16 protein-coding genes are annotated in these 18370 nt (G+C 30.1%); 13 read left to right on the forward strand and 3 right to left on the reverse strand.

The features are described 5' to 3' along the window. Nucleotides 1–7: 7 nt before the first annotated feature. The 3 genes from IJ22_RS09245 to IJ22_RS09250 all read right to left on the reverse strand — a co-directional run bounded on the left by IJ22_RS09245 (nt 8) and on the right by IJ22_RS09250 (nt 3847). On the reverse strand, nt 8–2353 hold the full coding sequence (locus tag IJ22_RS09245) for an AAA family ATPase (protein ID WP_062408591.1): 2346 nt from the start codon (nt 2351–2353) through the stop codon (nt 8–10). A gap of 24 nt (nt 2354–2377) precedes the next feature. Continuing rightward, complete coding sequence (locus IJ22_RS25685) at nt 2378–2533, reverse strand: helix-turn-helix domain-containing protein (RefSeq protein ID WP_160327366.1); 156 nt, start codon at nt 2531–2533, stop codon at nt 2378–2380. Nucleotides 2534–2797: 264 nt separating this feature from the next. Continuing rightward, the gene (locus tag IJ22_RS09250) at nt 2798–3847 is read right to left on the reverse strand and encodes a tyrosine-type recombinase/integrase (protein ID WP_062408592.1); all 1050 of its coding nucleotides are present in this window, start codon (nt 3845–3847) and stop codon (nt 2798–2800) included. A 243-nt stretch (nt 3848–4090) separates the two neighbouring features. On the opposite strand from IJ22_RS09250, the gene IJ22_RS09255 reads away from it, so the two are divergent. From IJ22_RS09255 to IJ22_RS09315, 13 genes are all read left to right on the forward strand, one after another. Beyond that, nucleotides 4091–4312 (forward strand): hypothetical protein, encoded by a 222-nt coding sequence (locus IJ22_RS09255; RefSeq protein ID WP_062408593.1) that lies wholly within the window; start codon nt 4091–4093, stop codon nt 4310–4312. Between the two features lie 27 nt (nt 4313–4339). Beyond that, nucleotides 4340–7102 (forward strand): hypothetical protein, encoded by a 2763-nt coding sequence (locus tag IJ22_RS09260; RefSeq protein ID WP_062408594.1) that lies wholly within the window; start codon nt 4340–4342, stop codon nt 7100–7102. Further along, complete coding sequence (locus tag IJ22_RS09265) at nt 7083–7850, forward strand: hypothetical protein (RefSeq protein ID WP_062408595.1); 768 nt, start codon at nt 7083–7085, stop codon at nt 7848–7850. Before IJ22_RS09260 ends, IJ22_RS09265 begins: the two co-directional genes overlap by 20 nt. A gap of 152 nt (nt 7851–8002) precedes the next feature. Beyond that, a complete protein-coding gene (locus IJ22_RS09270) occupies nt 8003–8329 on the forward strand; it encodes an HU family DNA-binding protein (RefSeq protein WP_062408596.1) in 327 nt (108 codons plus the stop codon). A 110-nt stretch (nt 8330–8439) separates the two neighbouring features. After that, nucleotides 8440–9681: a PhoH family protein gene (locus IJ22_RS09275; RefSeq protein ID WP_062408597.1), complete on the forward strand. Its 1242-nt coding sequence runs from the start codon at nt 8440–8442 to the stop codon at nt 9679–9681. 30 nt (nt 9682–9711) lie between these two features. After that, a complete protein-coding gene (locus IJ22_RS09280) occupies nt 9712–9909 on the forward strand; it encodes a YonK family protein (protein ID WP_062408598.1) in 198 nt (65 codons plus the stop codon). Nucleotides 9910–9913: 4 nt separating this feature from the next. Continuing rightward, nucleotides 9914–11101: a metallophosphoesterase family protein gene (locus IJ22_RS09285; protein ID WP_062408599.1), complete on the forward strand. Its 1188-nt coding sequence runs from the start codon at nt 9914–9916 to the stop codon at nt 11099–11101. Between the two features lie 16 nt (nt 11102–11117). Then, entirely contained in the window at nt 11118–11363 is a 246-nt protein-coding gene (locus IJ22_RS09290; protein ID WP_062408600.1) for a hypothetical protein, read from the forward strand. Nucleotides 11364–11426: 63 nt separating this feature from the next. Beyond that, complete coding sequence (locus IJ22_RS09295) at nt 11427–12032, forward strand: ClpP family protease (protein WP_062408601.1); 606 nt, start codon at nt 11427–11429, stop codon at nt 12030–12032. A gap of 205 nt (nt 12033–12237) precedes the next feature. Then, nucleotides 12238–13149, forward strand: a complete 912-nt coding sequence (locus IJ22_RS09300) for a hypothetical protein (RefSeq protein ID WP_062408602.1) — start codon at nt 12238–12240, stop codon at nt 13147–13149. Between the two features lie 2 nt (nt 13150–13151). Then, entirely contained in the window at nt 13152–14993 is a 1842-nt protein-coding gene (locus tag IJ22_RS09305) for a terminase large subunit domain-containing protein (RefSeq protein WP_062408603.1), read from the forward strand. Nucleotides 14994–15028: 35 nt separating this feature from the next. Further along, a complete protein-coding gene (locus tag IJ22_RS09310) occupies nt 15029–16618 on the forward strand; it encodes a hypothetical protein (RefSeq protein WP_062408604.1) in 1590 nt (529 codons plus the stop codon). A gap of 202 nt (nt 16619–16820) precedes the next feature. Then, a complete protein-coding gene (locus tag IJ22_RS09315) occupies nt 16821–18353 on the forward strand; it encodes a hypothetical protein (protein ID WP_062408605.1) in 1533 nt (510 codons plus the stop codon). Nucleotides 18354–18370 lie beyond the last annotated feature (17 nt).

The raw sequence follows: 18370 nt of genomic DNA on the forward strand, positions 1-18370 counted from the left end.
GCCGTACTTACACGACTTCTCTTCTTAGTAATTCTTCTAACCTCGTATTTCTTCTCAAATTTTCAACTTTTCTCATAGCATGATTAATTACATCTGCTTGACAAACAATTACAACATAATCTGTTGCTCTTGTTACTGCCGTATACAACAAGTTTGCACTCATCTGAAATTTATGAGACTTATCACAAATAATTAATACCGCTTTAGCATTTCCACCCTGACTCTTATGCATAGTCAAACACCAAGCATGTAAAAGTTGAAACTTATCTTGTAGTGAGATTTTGATTTCGTCTGAATCAAATTTTACATACACTCCATTTTCATTAACTTCTTCTTCATCTCCAAATTCGTCTTCTTCTAGTTCATAGTTACTTTTGTTTCCATTGTATCTATCACGTTTAGGATTCCAGTCCGTAATAAGATCATAAACGATTCCCTTGTCTCCATTTACAATCTCAGTAACTTCTTTACTAACGTTCATGATATCATATGTATTTTTTATGTTTATTACATAGTCTCCAATACGTAATACCCCATCTTCCCCAAACTCAATCTCTTTTTTTAAAGGACTGGACGGATTTACAATTTGTTGTATTTCTTTATTAATAGTTATTGTTCCAAGCTTTCCTTTTTTAGTTGGACTGAGCACCATAATTTCTTCTGGTTTGTGATTGTCTAAAAATCTATTATAGTAATACTTATACCCATCACTCATCCACTCTTGCTCTGTACAATGAATCACCATGTTTTTTCCATATACAGCTCTACCATTGAAATCATTATCAATAAATTTTTCTCCTAGTCTAATTTTAGTGGCAATATCCAATATTCCACCTTCGCTTTGTCTAAAGACAATATCGAGTTTAGTTGTGGGAATAACTCCACTCTCAAGCATATCATGAAGGAGATTGCCACACTGGACGCTTGGTATTTGGAATGCATCCCCAATAAACAAGATTCTTGCTTCAGGATTTTTAATTTTTTTCAAAATTGAAGCATTAATAAATACATCGAGCATACTTGTTTCGTCAATGATAATATAGTCTTCAATAATCTCTATTAAATCTTTTTCTTCTTTATTTTGTCCATAGCCTATTGCTTTGTGTGCAGTAGATGCTTTTTCTCCAATATACCCTGACAGGATCTTGGCTGCATTTCCAGTCGGAGCAAGCCATTTTGCTGTAAGTCCTAGTTCTTTTAATAAATCACGTAACAATGATTGTAATTTTGATTTTCCACAGCCTGCGTAACCAACAAGTAAATGCACAGAATGATTCTTAACATTATAGAAAAAAGATTTCTGTTGGTGTGATAACTTAATCTGATGCTTCTCTTCCATTCGCTCAATAAATTCTTCTACATTAAAATTTAATTCATTTGGGTTCTTAAGTTTTTCTTTAATCCAGCTACTAATAAATTCTTCTGTCTTATATGTATTTTCTAAAGCAATCATAGTTCCTTCCAAATGTAATCCTTCTGTGTTTTTTATCTGTTGTTGAATCAACATATCTTCAACCTGTAATAATTCAACACTTTGTTTTAATAGTTCATCTTCTTCTATGTATGTATTTCCTTTTCCTTGTTCTTGTTCTATAACATGTCGTATTCCACTCTGGATTCGAAATGGACTTTCAAACACTTTTTCAACAAACATTTGTTCTGCTTCTTTTTTATTTATTTTTCCTGCCTCAAGCAATAATTCAATTTCTTCTTTAGCCATATTTCTAGCAATTGCGTCTGCTTTTTTAAATCCAATTCCATGAATTCTAGTCAATGTATATGGATTATTCTTTACTTTTTGAATGGCAATTTGAGCACTACCGAATTCTTTCATTAATTTAACAATTGTGTCATAGGTGATACCATATTTACCTAAATTACTCAACAGTTCTTGATAATCTAAATTCTCAACAATTTTCTGTCTGACTCTTTTATACGTAACTTCCCCAAAACCTTTAATTTTTTTGTAATCAATTTTATCTTCTTTAAAGAGTTTAATAATGTCCTGATCTCCATAAATTTTGTAAATTTCATAAATTTGATTTTCAGTTATAAGTGCTCTAAGATAATCTTTTTGCGCTTCGGTTGTTTTCGGTAATTCCTGATAAACAGAGATAACATTATAACTAACTCCATATGTAGGATGATTTTCACCAAATGCTATTTCAGCTTTATATGTAACATCTAGATCAAGTCTTTGCATCTTTCCTTTTATAGTAATAGTTCCATATCTATTTAACTCTACTTCTTCACTGTCTGTTTTACAAGAATAAATATAAAAATCATTTGTTGGGTTAAAAGTTTTAGGATACAAACATTTTATCGGCGTTACATCTAATTTAATATTTTCCATATTTCATCTCCTTTGGATTATCTATTATTTTAATAGTCTATTTAATTTCTTAATTTTTTCTGAAGACATTCCAGATTTACCACTTATATACATGCTAATCATCGCACTACTTACTCCCAATTTCTCTGCTATCCATTTTTGTTTTAGTCCTTTTTGTTTAATAATCTTCTGGTAGTCCAACGGTATTCTCTCCCTTGTTAAAAATTTTTAAGTGAATAATAAAAATCGCACCTATTCGGTACGAATTTAATATAACATTTTTTATTTTATCAAGTCAACGTTTTATACATATTATTTATTTCGCTTCTAAATTCATTTTAATTTAAACAAGATTTCTTCACATCTATCCAATCATACTTAACTATCTTCATTTCTCCATACACTAAGATATTATTTTAATTGAAGTAAAATCACAAAAAATAAAACGAAATTATCACATCCATTCTACTCCACCATCCTCTCTATCTTCAATGCCAATTGATTATATACTCCAATATTCATCTCCTTTAACATCTCCAATAGTTCTTTTTTATTAACTAAGTCAAAAACTTCTTCATTAGCCTCTTTCATCATTTGAATTCCAGCACGAGTACTAAAGTCTGTTTCAGTTTGTGTATATCGATCAATCATAACTTGAACAGATTTATGACGACCCTGTTCCTGAGCACCCTTAATATCCTTCATCACATTTACACCGTAGTTAATTGCTACTTTACGTAAGGAATGAAAAGTAAGTCTTCTTGTTTTAGAGAACCCTAATCTGTTATTAATCCTGTGTAATGACTTTTCTACTTTATCTGGTTTAAGATTAGGGAACAATTTATCTGAATTGTATCTATTTTTAATTTCAATTAGCCGATGGTGTAATTCTTGTTCAAATGGAGCAATAACTTCTTCATCGTTTTTGTCAATCGTTTCAATTATGTACAATCCACTCTTCTCATCTTTGCTAATATTTGACCATTTCAAACTTAACAAAGCATTAAGACGTATACTTGTTTGTGCAGCCAACAAGTAACAAATATATAACTCTTCCCCATAATGGAGTTCATTTAATGCTTCTTTTGCAACCATTTTTACTTCATCTGGAGTGTAGAATCCATAACTTTTAGGCTTATTTTTTAAAGCAGAAGAATCAAAAATTAAATGATCTACATCGTAGCCATTGATTCGCAAATATTTATACAGAGAACGAATTGCGTATATTTTTCTAATGATAGAAGAATCAGTATTTTTTTTCTGTTTTAAATATTGTTTATATTTTTCCACATGCATATTTAAAAGTTTGACTCTTTTTCCTGTCACATCGGTTACTGTTTCAATTTCCTGTTTGGTAATATTTTCAATGGTCTTCCCATGCATAAACATAAAGAATTCATTTACATTTCGTATATACTCCATTCTTGAATTTTCTTTATATTTATTTATCCAAGTTATGAAAGCATCATAAACGGAATCAATATTTAAACTTTGTACAGTCGCTAAACTTTGCACTCATTATCTCCTCCTTTATTCATGATTAACATAAATAAAATATACACCAGTCAGTTGTTTTTGTCAAGTTTTTTATATTTTTTACTTTCTTTTTTTGTATATAATGAAGAGATATTCTCTTTAAAAAGTATTGACTTTAAAATATAAAAAATGCTAAATTATCAATGTAAGAAGAAATAACTTCTTGCCGAATCTAAATATTAGAGGGGATGATAAAAATGACGAATACAAGGGAGATTACGGATGGGAAAAAGTTCGAGACTTAATTGGCAGGATGTTTATTATGATGGAACACTAAAAGATTATGATTATGCATTTTGTGAGGAAACAGAGAGAATATTTAAACATAAAATTGATGAAGGATGGGATAGTATTGAAGAATTAGAGTTAGACTATTTGGACGATCTTGGAGACGATACATATAAGGAATGGAAAAGAGAATACATAAAAAAGAATAGGAATTAGAATATAATGAATTGGAGGACAGAATTATTGGCTAAACAACAGTCGAGCCTAAAATATATATTCAAAATTCATTCTTCAAGATTGAGAAAATCTAAATGGAATTTAAATCTTACGATACAGCAAGCAATTGAAAACGAAGAAATTGTTTCTTTGGCAGATAGTTCAGTTTTGCGATTTATTAGAGAAATTAATAATAAAAATAATAATACATATAATGATATAGAAAAAAAGATCAAAGAAATAAAAAATGAAATTAAACAAATTAAGAAAAAAGAAATTAATTCAGAAAATAAAAAAAAAATTAAGAAATTATATGATGATTTATACAATTTATTATTTGTAAAAGATTATGTTTGTATTGTGATTGATAGGATTCAAGATTATGACAGGATGAATTCAAAAAAAGGATTTTATATTAATGGAGTAAAATTTAAAAGATTGCTTGCTACAACTGGTGGAGCAAAAAATAGCACAGTAGTTTTTGTAAGTGCTAATGTATATGAAGAACTACAAGAAAGAATTGAAAATGGAAGAAATAAAAATAAAATGTTAGTTCCAGCAAAATTTGAGGCATATAAATCATTAGCTTGTAGTGCAAGTATTCCAGTTTCAAATCCAAAAGGAGTATTAGTAGTTAAAGATTGTGAAACGACATTTAAAGCAAATGTTATTAAAATTGATGACACTAAAAGTCAATATCCTATAATTACCGAAGAAAAAGACTATCTATTATCTCTTGTGGATAGTGATGGATATGGTTTGATATTGCCTTCATTAAGTGAAAAATGGTCAAAAGAACTGGGAGAAGATTATATTGCTAGTGGGTTTTGTATAAGAAATAGTTTTTGTAAAGGTATGCTATTTACTTTTGATTTTTTAGATTTTGCAAAAAATATCGCAAAAAACAACATTGTAATTGATGCTTGGGGAAATCAAAAAGACATTACTCAGGTGGAAGTTGTACTCACTACTTCCATGTTGAAATTATGGGATTCATATAATAGTATTGAACATTACTTAGAATGTTGTGAGAAAAATGGGTATACATTCAGTGTGACAAAAATAACTCCCAAAGAACTAGAAAATGAACGTAATCTTAATTATCAGTTTATCCAATCTCTTGATTTGAGCGATGTTCAAATCGATAAATTGATTGATCCAACAGTTGAAGAAATTAAAGATGTTTTAGGCGGAGATTATAGAAAAAGTATTTTATTTTTAAAAGGCTCACACGTAAATGAAGATATATTTAATAATAATGAATCCGACTTTGTAAAAGCATTAATGATTGAAAAAGAAATGATAAAAGATCCATTTGTTAAAAATAAAATCCATAATATGATTAAAAAAAGAATTAATGAAGCAAAAGTTGGAGTATTGAAAGTGAGGGGAAATTTTTCAACAATCTCAGGAGATCCATACTCGCTATGTCAAAGTATTTTTGATATGGAAGTAACTGGTTTATTGAAAAGCGGAGAGTTTTATTCTAAATATTGGAATGATAAAAATGTGGATAAAGTTGCTTGTTTCAGAGCACCAATGACATGCCATAATAATATACGTATTTTAAGATTAAAGAATACAGATGAAATGAAATATTGGTATAAATATATGGACACTTGCACCATTTTTAATTCATGGGACACTACTTCTCACGCTTTAAATGGTGCTGACCGAGATGGAGATACAGTACTTACAACAGATAATCAAATTATACTCAATGCTATCGAGGAACTTGACGCAATTATATGTGTGCAAAAAACAGCAGAGAAGAAAATCCCAGAGGAGGCAGACTTAATTCAATCAAATAAAGATAGTTTTGGTGATGAAATAGGTTCAACAACAAATCGTATCACATCTATGTTTGATGTTCGAGCAAATTTTAGTAAAGACAGTAAAGAGTATAAAGAACTTGATTATCGTATTCGCTGTGGTCAAAATTATCAGCAAAATGCCATTGATAAGACAAAAGGCATTGAAAGTAAACCGATGCCTAAAGAATGGTATGATTATCACTCTAATAAAAATTTACCGTCAGAAGTTAGGGAATTTAATTTAAAAATCTTAGCTGATAAAAAACCTTATTTTTTTACTTATATTTATCCTGAATTGAGAAGAGTATATAGAAATCATGTAAATACATATGAAGAAAACTGTGTGGAGAATTTTCGATGTACGCTAAATGAGTTAATAAGTAAGTCAAATCACAATGAAAAAGAAAAAGAATTTTTACAATCATATTTTCGACATATGCCAGTTTCAATTAGTGATTCAGTAATGAATAAAATATGTCGAAAAATAGAAAATGTATTTGATAGAATTAAAGATAATTTTAAAACAGAAGATTTTGATTTTAACATTTTAAAATCACAAAAAAAATATAGTCAACATAGATATAATCAGGTTAAGAATTTATATGAAGAATACTTAGAAGATACAAAATTATTTATGCAAAAAATTAAAAAAGACCGAGTTTCTGATGAAGAAAAGCAACTTTCAAGGAGTTTGTTTAAACAAAAGTTTATAGCAAAGGCTCATTCAATATGCAATGATGCCGATGAACTGTGCAATATTGTTGTTGATATTTGTTATAAAAGGAATACTTCTAAACAATTTGCATGGGATATTTGTGGTGAGCAAATTATCAGCAATTTACTGAAAAGAAATAAAAATATTATACATATTCCTGTTCTAGATGAAAATGGAGATGTTGAATTCGGCGGAGAAACATTTAGTATGAAGAAAATTTTGATAGAAGGTGAGGAATTAAATGAATCTCATTTTAAATGAAAAAGAAGCGGCGTACAAAGCATTAAATGAAGGTTATATAGATAAGAAACCAACAAATACCATAAAAATACTAATAAAATATTATTACAATATGGGAATGAATAAAGAACAAGTAAGAAATTCAATAGAAGAATTTATGAAAAATAATTACAAGAGATTTAATTCGGTTAAATGGAACGATCTTCTTGATAAATTAGTTAAAAAAGAAGAAAAGTTAGAACATAAATTATTAGAAATAGATTATGTCAATATAACAATAAATGAATTAAAAACGATTCAAAATATAAACAATCTAAATCTAGAAAAACTCGCATTTGTTTTATTAGTGTACAGTAAAATTTATAATCAAATGAATGGTAATAATAGCAATTGGGTTAACGCAAGTAGAAAAGACATATTTGATGATAGTAAGATAAATACTTCAACTCATCAACAAAGACTAATGATTAATGATTTGATTAATTTAGGATTAATTGAAAAGTCAAAAAGAAAGAATTCTACGAATAGAAAAGTGTGTTTTGCAGATGAAAACAGCGAAGTGGAGATTAAATTGGATGATTTCAGAGATTTTGTGTATCAATATTTAAAATGGAAAGGTGAAAAAATAGGCAATTGTGAAAAATGTAATAGGCCAATTAAACCATCTGGTAAGAATCATAAGATGTGCCGTGAGTGTTGGAAGGATCGCAGAGAACAACAGAACAGAGAAAAGGCACTAAGATACTATCATAAAAACAAAAATAAATAACTTTACCATTTTTAAAAGTACCTTTTCCCCTACAGCCACAAGGATTTCAGCGTTTCGCCTTGATTTTTCTATTATGGATAGAATATATAAGTATTTTTCCTATTCTATCTTTTCAAAAAATAAACTATAATCCAAAAGGGAGAAATGTAAAAATGAACAAAACAGATATGATTAATGCAGTAGCAGGTAAAACAGGATTTTCTAAAAAAGATGCAACAACAGTAATCGAAGCAACTCTTGAAGTAATCACAGAAGCACTTGCAAGCGGAGAAAAAGTTCAACTGGTAGGTTTCGGATCGTTTGAAGTGCGTGAACGCGCTGCTCGTGATGGGTATAATCTTAAACTTCTTGACGAATTGAAGAAACAAGGTATCCCTGAAGAACAAACAAAAGAACAAGCAAAGATTCGTATTGAGTCTTCAAAAGTTCCTGCATTTAAACCTGCAAAAGGACTAAAAGATACTGTTGCAGGTAAATAATACATATAAATAAACTCACATACTCATAAAATTCATATATCATACGCAAGAGGTGTAGTCTTTGTAGACTATACCTCTTCCCCATTCTACCGTGAAAGGTAAATTTGCCTATGAAAAAAGTTTATGTTTATGACACAAATGCTTTGTTGTCAGATCTTCACTTATTAGACTTAGATGGAGAAAAAATAATCCCTGAGATTGTTCTTCATGAACTCGATAGATTAAAAATGGGTTCAAATGAAACTGCCTATAGAGCTAGACAGGCAGTTAGAAAGCTGAAATCACTTGCAAACATTTCCTATGATCATAAGTTTAATAAATTTCATCCATCTATTATTACAGGAAACAATGATGATTGCATAGTGGAATGTGCAAAAGAGCATAATGCCATTCTTATAACAGGAGATTTTTTAATTCAATTAAAAGCACAAGCACAAGATATTGAAGTGTTTGAAACTGAAAATAATGAAGTTATTGACAGTGATTATAAAGGAATCAAAGAAATTTTTATTGACACTAGATTGGAAAGCGACAATGAAACACTTGCTAAAATTTATGAAAATGAAGACAACTTTTTAAACTTATACATAAATCAATATTTAATTGTTTGGGATAAATCTAAACCAACATATGATGAAGTTGGTAATCTAAAAGGTTATGAAGTAATTGATAAATTTAAATTCAATGGAGAAAAACTTCAAAAACTTAAATTCAAGAAAATAGAAAATATGTTTTTAGGAACAATCAAACCTTTAAATATTAAACAAGAGTTAATGTTTGACTTGCTTCAAGATAAAAATACAACCGTAAAGGCTGGCTTCGGCTCATTCGGGGTAGGAAAAGACTTTCTTATGATTTCTCATGCTATTGACATGCTGATGCATCAGAAGATTGATAAGATTGTTTGGGTTCGAAATAACGTTGAAGTAAAGGATAGTAATCCAATTGGATTTTTACCTTCCGACATGGAAAGTAAACTTATGCCTTTTGCCATGCCTCTTGCTGACCACCTTGGAGGATTAGATGGATTAAGTTCTTTCTTAGATAAAGGCAAAATTGAAATTCAGCATCTTGGATTTATGCGCGGCAGAGATATTAAGAGATCGTTAGTATATGTTTCCGAATGTGAAAATAATACAAAAGAACATATTCAATTACTATTAGGGCGTATCGGATCAGATAGTATGATTTGGCTCAATGGTGACACAAGGCAAATTGACCATGATAAATTTAAAGTAAATAATGGTGTTAATGCTTTAAAAATGTTGAAAGGGCAAAAGTTATATGGTCAAGTAACACTTGATAAAACTGAGAGGTCGGAGACTGCAAAATTAGCAGACTTATTGGATTGAAATAAAAAATATTAAGGGAGAGTTTTGCAAATGGCAAAGAAAAATAACTCTATTGCTTTCAAAGGATTATTAGAAATTGAAACAATGGAAATTACAGAAGAGGATAAAAATGGAATTTTCGTTTATGATTTGCTTGCTGCTTTGAAAGAATATGATGGTAAGCAAGTTTCTTTGACTATTAAAGAAGAGAATCCAGTTCAGCCGAAAGAAACTGAAGGCGAGGAGTGATTGAATGGATCATTCCGATTTGAAACGTAAAGAATCAGAATCTATAGATGAATATCTACTTAGACTTGGCGACAATAAGGAACTATACAATCTTGATTGGTTAACTATTCGTCAATACATGAATGAAGCAGTTGACGAAGACTTTGGAGAATCAAAATGGAGAAAAGAATATCACATTCTAAAACGTGGGTACAATCTTGCTGTTGAGCGTAAAGTTACCGACAATGAAATATTAAATGAAATTGAAGAAAAAACAATTGCTTTTCAAAAAGAGAAATTTAAATTTCAAGACCAGAAACGAGAATTTACAAATTTAATCAGACAACAAGCTAGATTTGAGCACTTAAAAGAAGAAATACATAAATCAATAATTGATATTTCTAAACAAAAGCCATTAACATTCATTCAACCGCCCACCACTCTGTCAAATGTTCGAGCAAATGTACTTTGGAGTGACTGGCATGTTGGGGCCGATTTTTCTAATAGTTTGAATCGGTACAACATCGATGTATTTAAACAAAGATTGCAGATTCTTGTTTCTGAAATTATCTCAGAAGGAAAGAAGAATAATGTTGACACATTGACAATTGGTGCTTTAGGAGATTTTATTTCAGGAGCAATTCATGTTTCAACAAGGGTGCAGTCTAGTGAAGATGTGATTAAACAAATCCAGATAGTTTCTGAATATATGGCAGAATCAATAGCTGAAATTTCAAAACACTTTAGATTTGTTCGTTTCATTAATATAATTGGAAACCATGCAAGACTAATCTCTGATAAAACACAATCTATTTTTACAGAAAATTTAGAAAATCTTATTCCTTGGTATTTAGAAACTAGACTTAAAGATTTTAAAAATGTAGATATCTATAAAGATACGGATGGATATTTTATAGATGAAACATTTGAACAATCTCATGTTTATGTTCATGGTGATTTAGACCATGTATCGAGTGTGGCTAAATCTTTACCTCAAATTTTGGGTATCGTACCTCGTTATGTTTTCTGTGGTCATATCCATCATGACACTGTAAAAGAATATGGTCGAACCAAAGTTATCTCGAACGGAAGTTTGATGGGCATTGATGACTATGCTTTATCAAAGCGTTTTTATGCTGAACCAATGCAAAAAATGCACATATTTGATGATAATGATCGGATTAAATACACTGTTGATATTTATTTAAATTGAAATGGATGCGCTAATAATGAAATTATATGATCATGACATCCCAATTAACGTTATCATTTTAGATGATCCAGAACTAGCTGAGGAAAACTTAATTGAAGATTATCTTGATACACTAAAAGGTTGCCGAAAGATGAGTGAGTTTAGGTCGCTTTTTAAAATGTTTTATAAAGATGTTAGAACTAGTACTCTTCGAGAAGTGTTAATACGTGATATACAACTAAAAGCAAGCATTCTTGAATCAACTAAAGATGAAAATAGGTAAGCACACTCTTACCATAAAGAGTAGGCCAATGCCTCCATAAAAAGAATTTGGAGGAATGTAAACATGTGCAATTGTGAAAACTCAAAGGAAACTAATAAACTACCCTACTCTGTTTTAGATTTTGAAGAATATACATATTTTAAAGCACTAGAAAACCGTGAGATTATCCTTAATAGTGAGGTCGATGACTATCTGCTTGAACGTGTTGCATATCAAATTATTAAATGGAATCGTGAAGATAAAGATATTCCTGTGAATGAGCGAAAAGAGATTGAAATTATTCTCAATAGTCCCGGTGGTGACGTATATTTAGGAATGGCATTATGTTCAGTTATAGAGAAATCTGAAACCCCAATCACTATTACAGTAATTGGTAATGCTGCTTCTATGGGAGCTTTATTGCTTGTATCAGGTGCTAAACATGGGCGTAGACGAGCATATGAATTTTCAAATGTACTTTTTCATGATGGAAGTACAGTTCTTTTTGGTAGCTCAAACAAGGTTAAAGACCATGTAAAGTTTCAAGAAGAAAAAGATCAACAAGTTAAAGATTTTATTATTCGGAACACTAAAATCACGGAAGAAAAATATGAAGATATGAAAGATCGTGAATGGTGGTTAACAGCTTCTAGTGCTCTTGAATGGGGAGTTATTGACGAGATTATTTAAGATAAAATTTTCATTTTATTATAATACTTTAAGTGCAAAGATAGGACATCTCAGTAAGAATTGAGGTGTCTTTTTGTTTGCACTTATGTGCAAGCAATTTTCGGTGGAAGCATTCTGCTTGAAGGATGTGTAATGGTGGGCTTGATTCTCCCTGAGAGTTCCTGTCCACCGAATCTTAAATAAAAAAATGGGAGAAGGTGAAGTTATGGTCGTACGAAAAAAAGACGAAAAAGATACCGTAGAAAAAATTAAATGTCAAAATTGTGGAAAATTAAAGGCATCCACATCGGTTAATTATTATATGAATGGGCATCCATTATTTAATTGGGATAAATTCGAAGTATGCAAGGAATGTACTAATAGCTATATTGGTGAAAAAGGTTCGGAAGGATACTTACATAGAGTTTATTCTATGTTAGCACTTCTAGATAAGCCATTCTTAGCTGACTTATGGAAACAGCGTGGAGAAGAATGGCAAAGATATATTCCTACTTTATCTTCAATGAAGCAGTATAAAGAATTAACATTTAAGGATAGTATATTTTTAAATAGTAATAGTATATCAGATACCGATAATAATTCTTTTGATGAAATTACACTTCATGAAGATGATTTATCAGAATTAATAGAATATTGGGGAAGAGGATACTCCGACGAAGATTATCGGTATTTGGAAGAAGAAAAAATTAAATTAATGTCTAGCTTTGAGTGTCCAGACTATGGAATGGAAATGATTATGCGTGATATATGTTTTATCAATTTAGATATAGAAAAGTTAAGACAAAACAAAAAAGGTAGTAAAGAAATTGGTAATTTAATTAAAACTAGAAGTGACCTTATGAATGATGCAAAAATGAAACCAATTCAAGCAACTGGAGCAGATGCAAATGATCAATTATCATTTGGAGTCCTAGTTAAGAAATGGGAAAATGATAGACCTATTCCAAAAGGTTTGGATGATGAAATGAAAAATTATATTGACACGTTTATGATTGGTCATTTAGCAAAAATGGAAGGTTTAAATAATGAAATGACTGAAAAATATGATAAAGCTTTGTCTGAATACACTATCGACTTTAATGAATTAAATAAAAATGATGAGTATGAGGATGATTAGAAATGGCTAGTTATCCTCATTTTCAGGTTAAACGGAATAAACAAACAAAGGCTGTGGGTGTATTTGACAAAGGAAGGAATTTTAATAAAGGATCAGATAATCTAACTAAATCTCAGAAATTAATGAATGGTATTGCAGAGTGGGCAGCATTTTACCGTTCTAGACCCGATATTTTTGCTGAAGAATATTTAGGACTATCTCTTAAACCTTTTCAAAAAATATTGCTATATTGCATGATTGTATACAATTACACAGCATTCTTTGCCAGTAGGGGCTTAGGTAAGAGTTATTTAACAGCCCTTTTTTGCGTAATAATGTGCATACTCTTTCCGGGAACTAAGGTTGTAATTGCTGCCGGACAAAAATCACAAGGCATGAAGATTGTTACTGAAAAAATTCCAGAGTTGATTAATCAATCAAAAACAGGGATGTTGAAACGTGAAATTAAAGGTTCGATTAGAACTTCAATGAATACCGATGATCCTAATGTTGAGTTTCTAAATGGTTCTTGGATAAAAGTAGTTGCCTCAACACAGGGAGCTAGATCTGCAAGAGCAAACATTTTAATACTTGATGAGTTTCGAATGATTGACCCCAAAATATACAAGAATGTGCTTAGAAGGTTTTTGGCAGCTTCAAGGCAACCCGGATTTTTGGAAAAACCAGAATATAAAAATAAACAAGAATATTTAGAAAGAAATAAAGAGATTTTTCTAACATCTTGCTACTACAAATTTAACTGGTCATATGAGAGATATAAAGTATTTATTAAAGCCATGTTAGAAGGTAAGAAATATTTTATTTGTGGTCTACCTTATCAAATAGCTATCAAGGAAAATTTGACTAACAGAGAACAGTTACTTGATGAATTATCAGAAGATGATCTAGACGAGATTGGGTGGCTCATGGAAATGGACTGCCTATTCTTTGGAGAAAGCGAAAAAGCATATTTCAAAACCGAAGAGATACAAGAAGTAAAAGTATTGCAATTTCCTGTATACAAAAAAGAAGTGCAATTTCTTATTAAAAATAAAAACATGATACGTAAGAAAGAAGAGAATGAAATACGCGTACTCAGTTGTGACATTGCACTATTAGGTGGAGACGCTAATGACTCCTCTGTTTTCACTTTAATCTCAGCTAAAAAAAATAAAAATGGTACAAGATATAAAAGAGAAATATTGAATATTGAATCGCATCAAGGACTTCATCCTGAAACACAGTCTTTTATTATAAGAAGACTATTTGAAGACTTTGAGTGTGATTATATTGTATTAGATAGACAGGGTAATGGTATAAGTGTATATGGTTATCTATGCAGAAAACAGTATGATGAAGAAAGAAAAAAGGAATATATGCCATTTTATTCAATGAATGAAAAAGATGATATAAAATTATCAGCTTTTCATACAGAAGATGAATACGAAGAAAAAATATATACTGTTTCTCCTTCAGAAGAATTTAACCATGATATTGCACTAGATTTAAAAGACAAAATTATAAATAAAAGAATTAATTTTTTAGTTTCAAGAAATGATATTAGAGAGTATTTTACAAGCGAACCTTGGTTTAATAAACTTAGTGTGGAAGAGCAGATTGAATTATTAAATCCATATCTTCAAACTGTGTTATTGGAAAATGAAATGGTTCTTCTTGAGAGGATAGAACATCCAAAATTTGTAAAACTAAAAGAACAGTCTGGGAAAAGAAAGGATCGTTATGCTTCTTTAGCTTATGGAAACTACTTTATTAGCATAAAAGAAAAAGAATTGGAATCAAAAAGAGATGAAGTTGATTTATCTAAACTTCCAACTCAGGTTTCTTCTTTGAATATCAGACTATAAAACTGTAATATATACGAAAGAGAGGTGAAAAGTATTTGCCTGATAAAATTTTAAGTCAAATAGATCAAGATACATTTTTAATAACAACTTACAATAATGAAAAAAAAGCACTTGAACAAGCAATGTTTGAGTATGCAAATAAATCTAATTTTCATTCTACTTATTTTAATGAGAATGCTGGTAATGTAACCAATTTTAAAATTGAAGATATTGACAGACTTGCTTTAAATGCACAAACTAATTTGTCCAATATTATACAAATTAATAATATTGTAAGGTATTTTGTTAATAAAAATGATATTTTAGGGAAAGTGTATGAAGCAATTGAAACAAACGTAAATTCTGAATGGACAATTGCACATCCAAAATATACAGAAGAAGAAAAAGAGATAGTTGAATTTGTAGACAAATTAATAAGAGATTTTAATGAAAAGATTAATATAGAACGTTTAATTATTGAGGCTATCCCTATGACTTATCTTGAAGGTAATTATGCAATTTATTTAAGAAAAGACATAGATAGAAATAATTATCAGGTGGATTTTTACCCATTAGGAATATGTGAAGTTGCTGACTATGAAGTAAATGGTGAACCATATGTTTTAATCAACATAAAAGAACTAGAGTCAAGACTAAGAAAAATTTATAGTAAAAATAGAAAAAATAAAGCCCTGTTCTATGCAAATATGGATGAAGAAATTAGAGATACATATCCCGAGGAAGTTTACAAAGCTTTTAAAAATAAAGAACAGTATGCAGTTTTGAAGATTGAAAATTCAGGATTGATCAGAATTAACAATCTCAAAAGAAAATATGGGCTTTCTCCGATTTTTAAAGCTCTGAAATCAGTAGTTCGTTTAGAAAATATTGAATTATCAGATGATAAAAATACTCTTGTGCGCGGAAAAAAAATCATATTTCAAAAATTAGTTAAAGAATTAATTACTCAGTCAAAAGACATGCCGAATATAACATGGAGTAGTGCTCAGGCTAAAGCACATACTGATTTAATGCAAGCACTAAGTGCTAATGGTGTATCTGTATATACAGGTTTGCCTTGGACTGAGAAGATTGAATTTATTGAACCTAAACTCGAACAAACAAACGTTCAAATTAAGAGAAGTTTTAGGGAAGAAATTATGACCAGTGTTGGTATTGCTTATTTAAGTGCTGATAAAGGTTCTTTTGGTAGTGCAAAAATTAATCTCACTGAATTAATGAAAGTAATAAATCGAATCGGTAGTCAACTGGAAAGAATTCTCCAAAAATGGTATAAGGGACTTCTTATTGATCATGGAATCGATGAAAAGTTTACTCCAAAAATTAAAGTTATTGATTCAGAATTATTAGAGCAGGAATTAAAGGTTTCCTTGGCGACTTTTGTGTTTGATAAATTGGGAGCAAGTTATAAAACTACATTTGAAATTCTTGGTAAGGACTATGAAACAGAATATATGAGAAGGAAAAAAGAAAATGATGAAAATGCAGATTTGATATTTTATCCAAGAGTTAATGCTTATACCGTTGCTGACTCAGAAAATAATCATTCAGGTAGACCTGAAAGTAATAAAGATAAAAGTAGACAAGAGTATGATAGCTTATACAACAAGGAAAATGAGAGGTAATAATTAATGAAAAATAATCAAAAAGTAATATGTCCTTGTTGCAATGAAGTTTTAATAGTCTCATTAAATTCAAATGAAGTTGTGCTGAGTAATGAAAAAATAAGCTCTACATCGAATACAGAAATTAGTAATATCTTGGAAGAATTAAATATCGAATTTGGATAATTAGTTAATTAGTCAAAGGGGGTGAATATGGATAAAGATGGATCTAGAAACAATAAAATTAACAAGTAGTTATACCGTTATACTTAGTGAAGAAAATAATAGTGACTCTGTTGATGCAAAGTTTATTATTTGTGATTTTAAGCCAAATGGAAATAATATTTCTCTTAACAGAAATACAATTGAAAATTGGTTAGATACATTACTCAATAAACCAGTGGTAGGTAAAGTTATTACTCGCTATGACGGAAAAGAAGATTTTTCTGGGCATAATGCAAAAATTGTTGAAGAAATAGATGAAGATGGAAATAAAATTAAGACCATCGAATTTGATACACAAGCATTTGGTTCTTTTTATAGTGTGCAAATCGAGACCATTGATGATATTGAGTACATTACAGCTAATGCTAAAATATGGAAACGATTTAAGAAAGCCTATAAAGTATTCAAGAATAGAGTTGAAAGCAAAAAAGGTCTGAAAACTTCATGGGAAATTAATGTCCATGAATCACATAAGGAAAAAATTAAAAATAAAAATATCAAGGTTATTGATTCAGGAGAATTCATTGGGCATGCTGTTTTAGGAGAGAATGTTCAACCAGCTTATAAATCCAGTGGAGTTATTGACGTTGCAAGTTTAGAGCAAGACAATGAGTTCTTTGAGGCATTGTCACAAGATATGTTGTCATTATCTAAGGGGGATTATAGCGAAGATAAAGAAGACGATGTAAGTATAAAAGATAATATTAGAACAGACAAAGGAGGACAAGAACAAATGGGGAAAGAAGATAAAATTCAAACGTCCGATGTAACACATGAAGATTTATGGACGAAAGTAAGGCGTGCAATCAATAACGCTAATAGTGATAAATATTATTATTTGTCAATTATTTATCCATACAATTACACAGCTATTGGCTATTACTGGGATCGTGAGTCCCAAGAAGATTTTGTGAGATTCACCTATACAGTTAATAGCGATGACACTGTAAGTATCACTTCTCAAGAAGAAGTAAAAATGAAATTTGTTCCAGTTTCAGAATTAGAATCGCAGGTATCGGAACTGCAAGGAAAAATCGATGAGGCTGAAAAGCAAATTGCTGAAGCAGGTAAACTGCTCACTGAAGTATCTAAAGAGAAAGAAGATTTAGAGGCGAAAATTGCCGAGCTTGAACCATTTAAAGAAAAAGTTGAACAAATGGAACAGGCAGAAAAAGAAAGGGAACTTGCTGAAAAGAAAGTAGAATTAAGAACATTTGCTTTGGAAGATAGTCTAATTAGTGAAGATGAACTAGATTCTGATGAAAAATTAGCACAAATCTTTGCTGAATTGACACTTGAAACTTTTGAAGCATCTCAAGAAAAGATTGAGATCATTAAAGGTAGACGTGCAATTGAAAAGTATAAAGCAAGTAAGAATTCTCAAAAAGACTTAAATAATGAATCTACAGACTTAGAAACAAGTGAAAAACATAATAATGTTAAACCTAAGACTGATCTAAATAATGGTGATGGTGACAAAATTTTAGTTAGTGCCACTGATATTATCAAAAGTCTGATTGGTCAAAAGTAAAATAATATTTTTATATT

It is taken from the genome of Paenibacillus naphthalenovorans, from assembly GCF_001465255.1.
GTDB lineage: Bacteria > Bacillota > Bacilli > Paenibacillales > NBRC-103111 > Paenibacillus_G > Paenibacillus_G naphthalenovorans.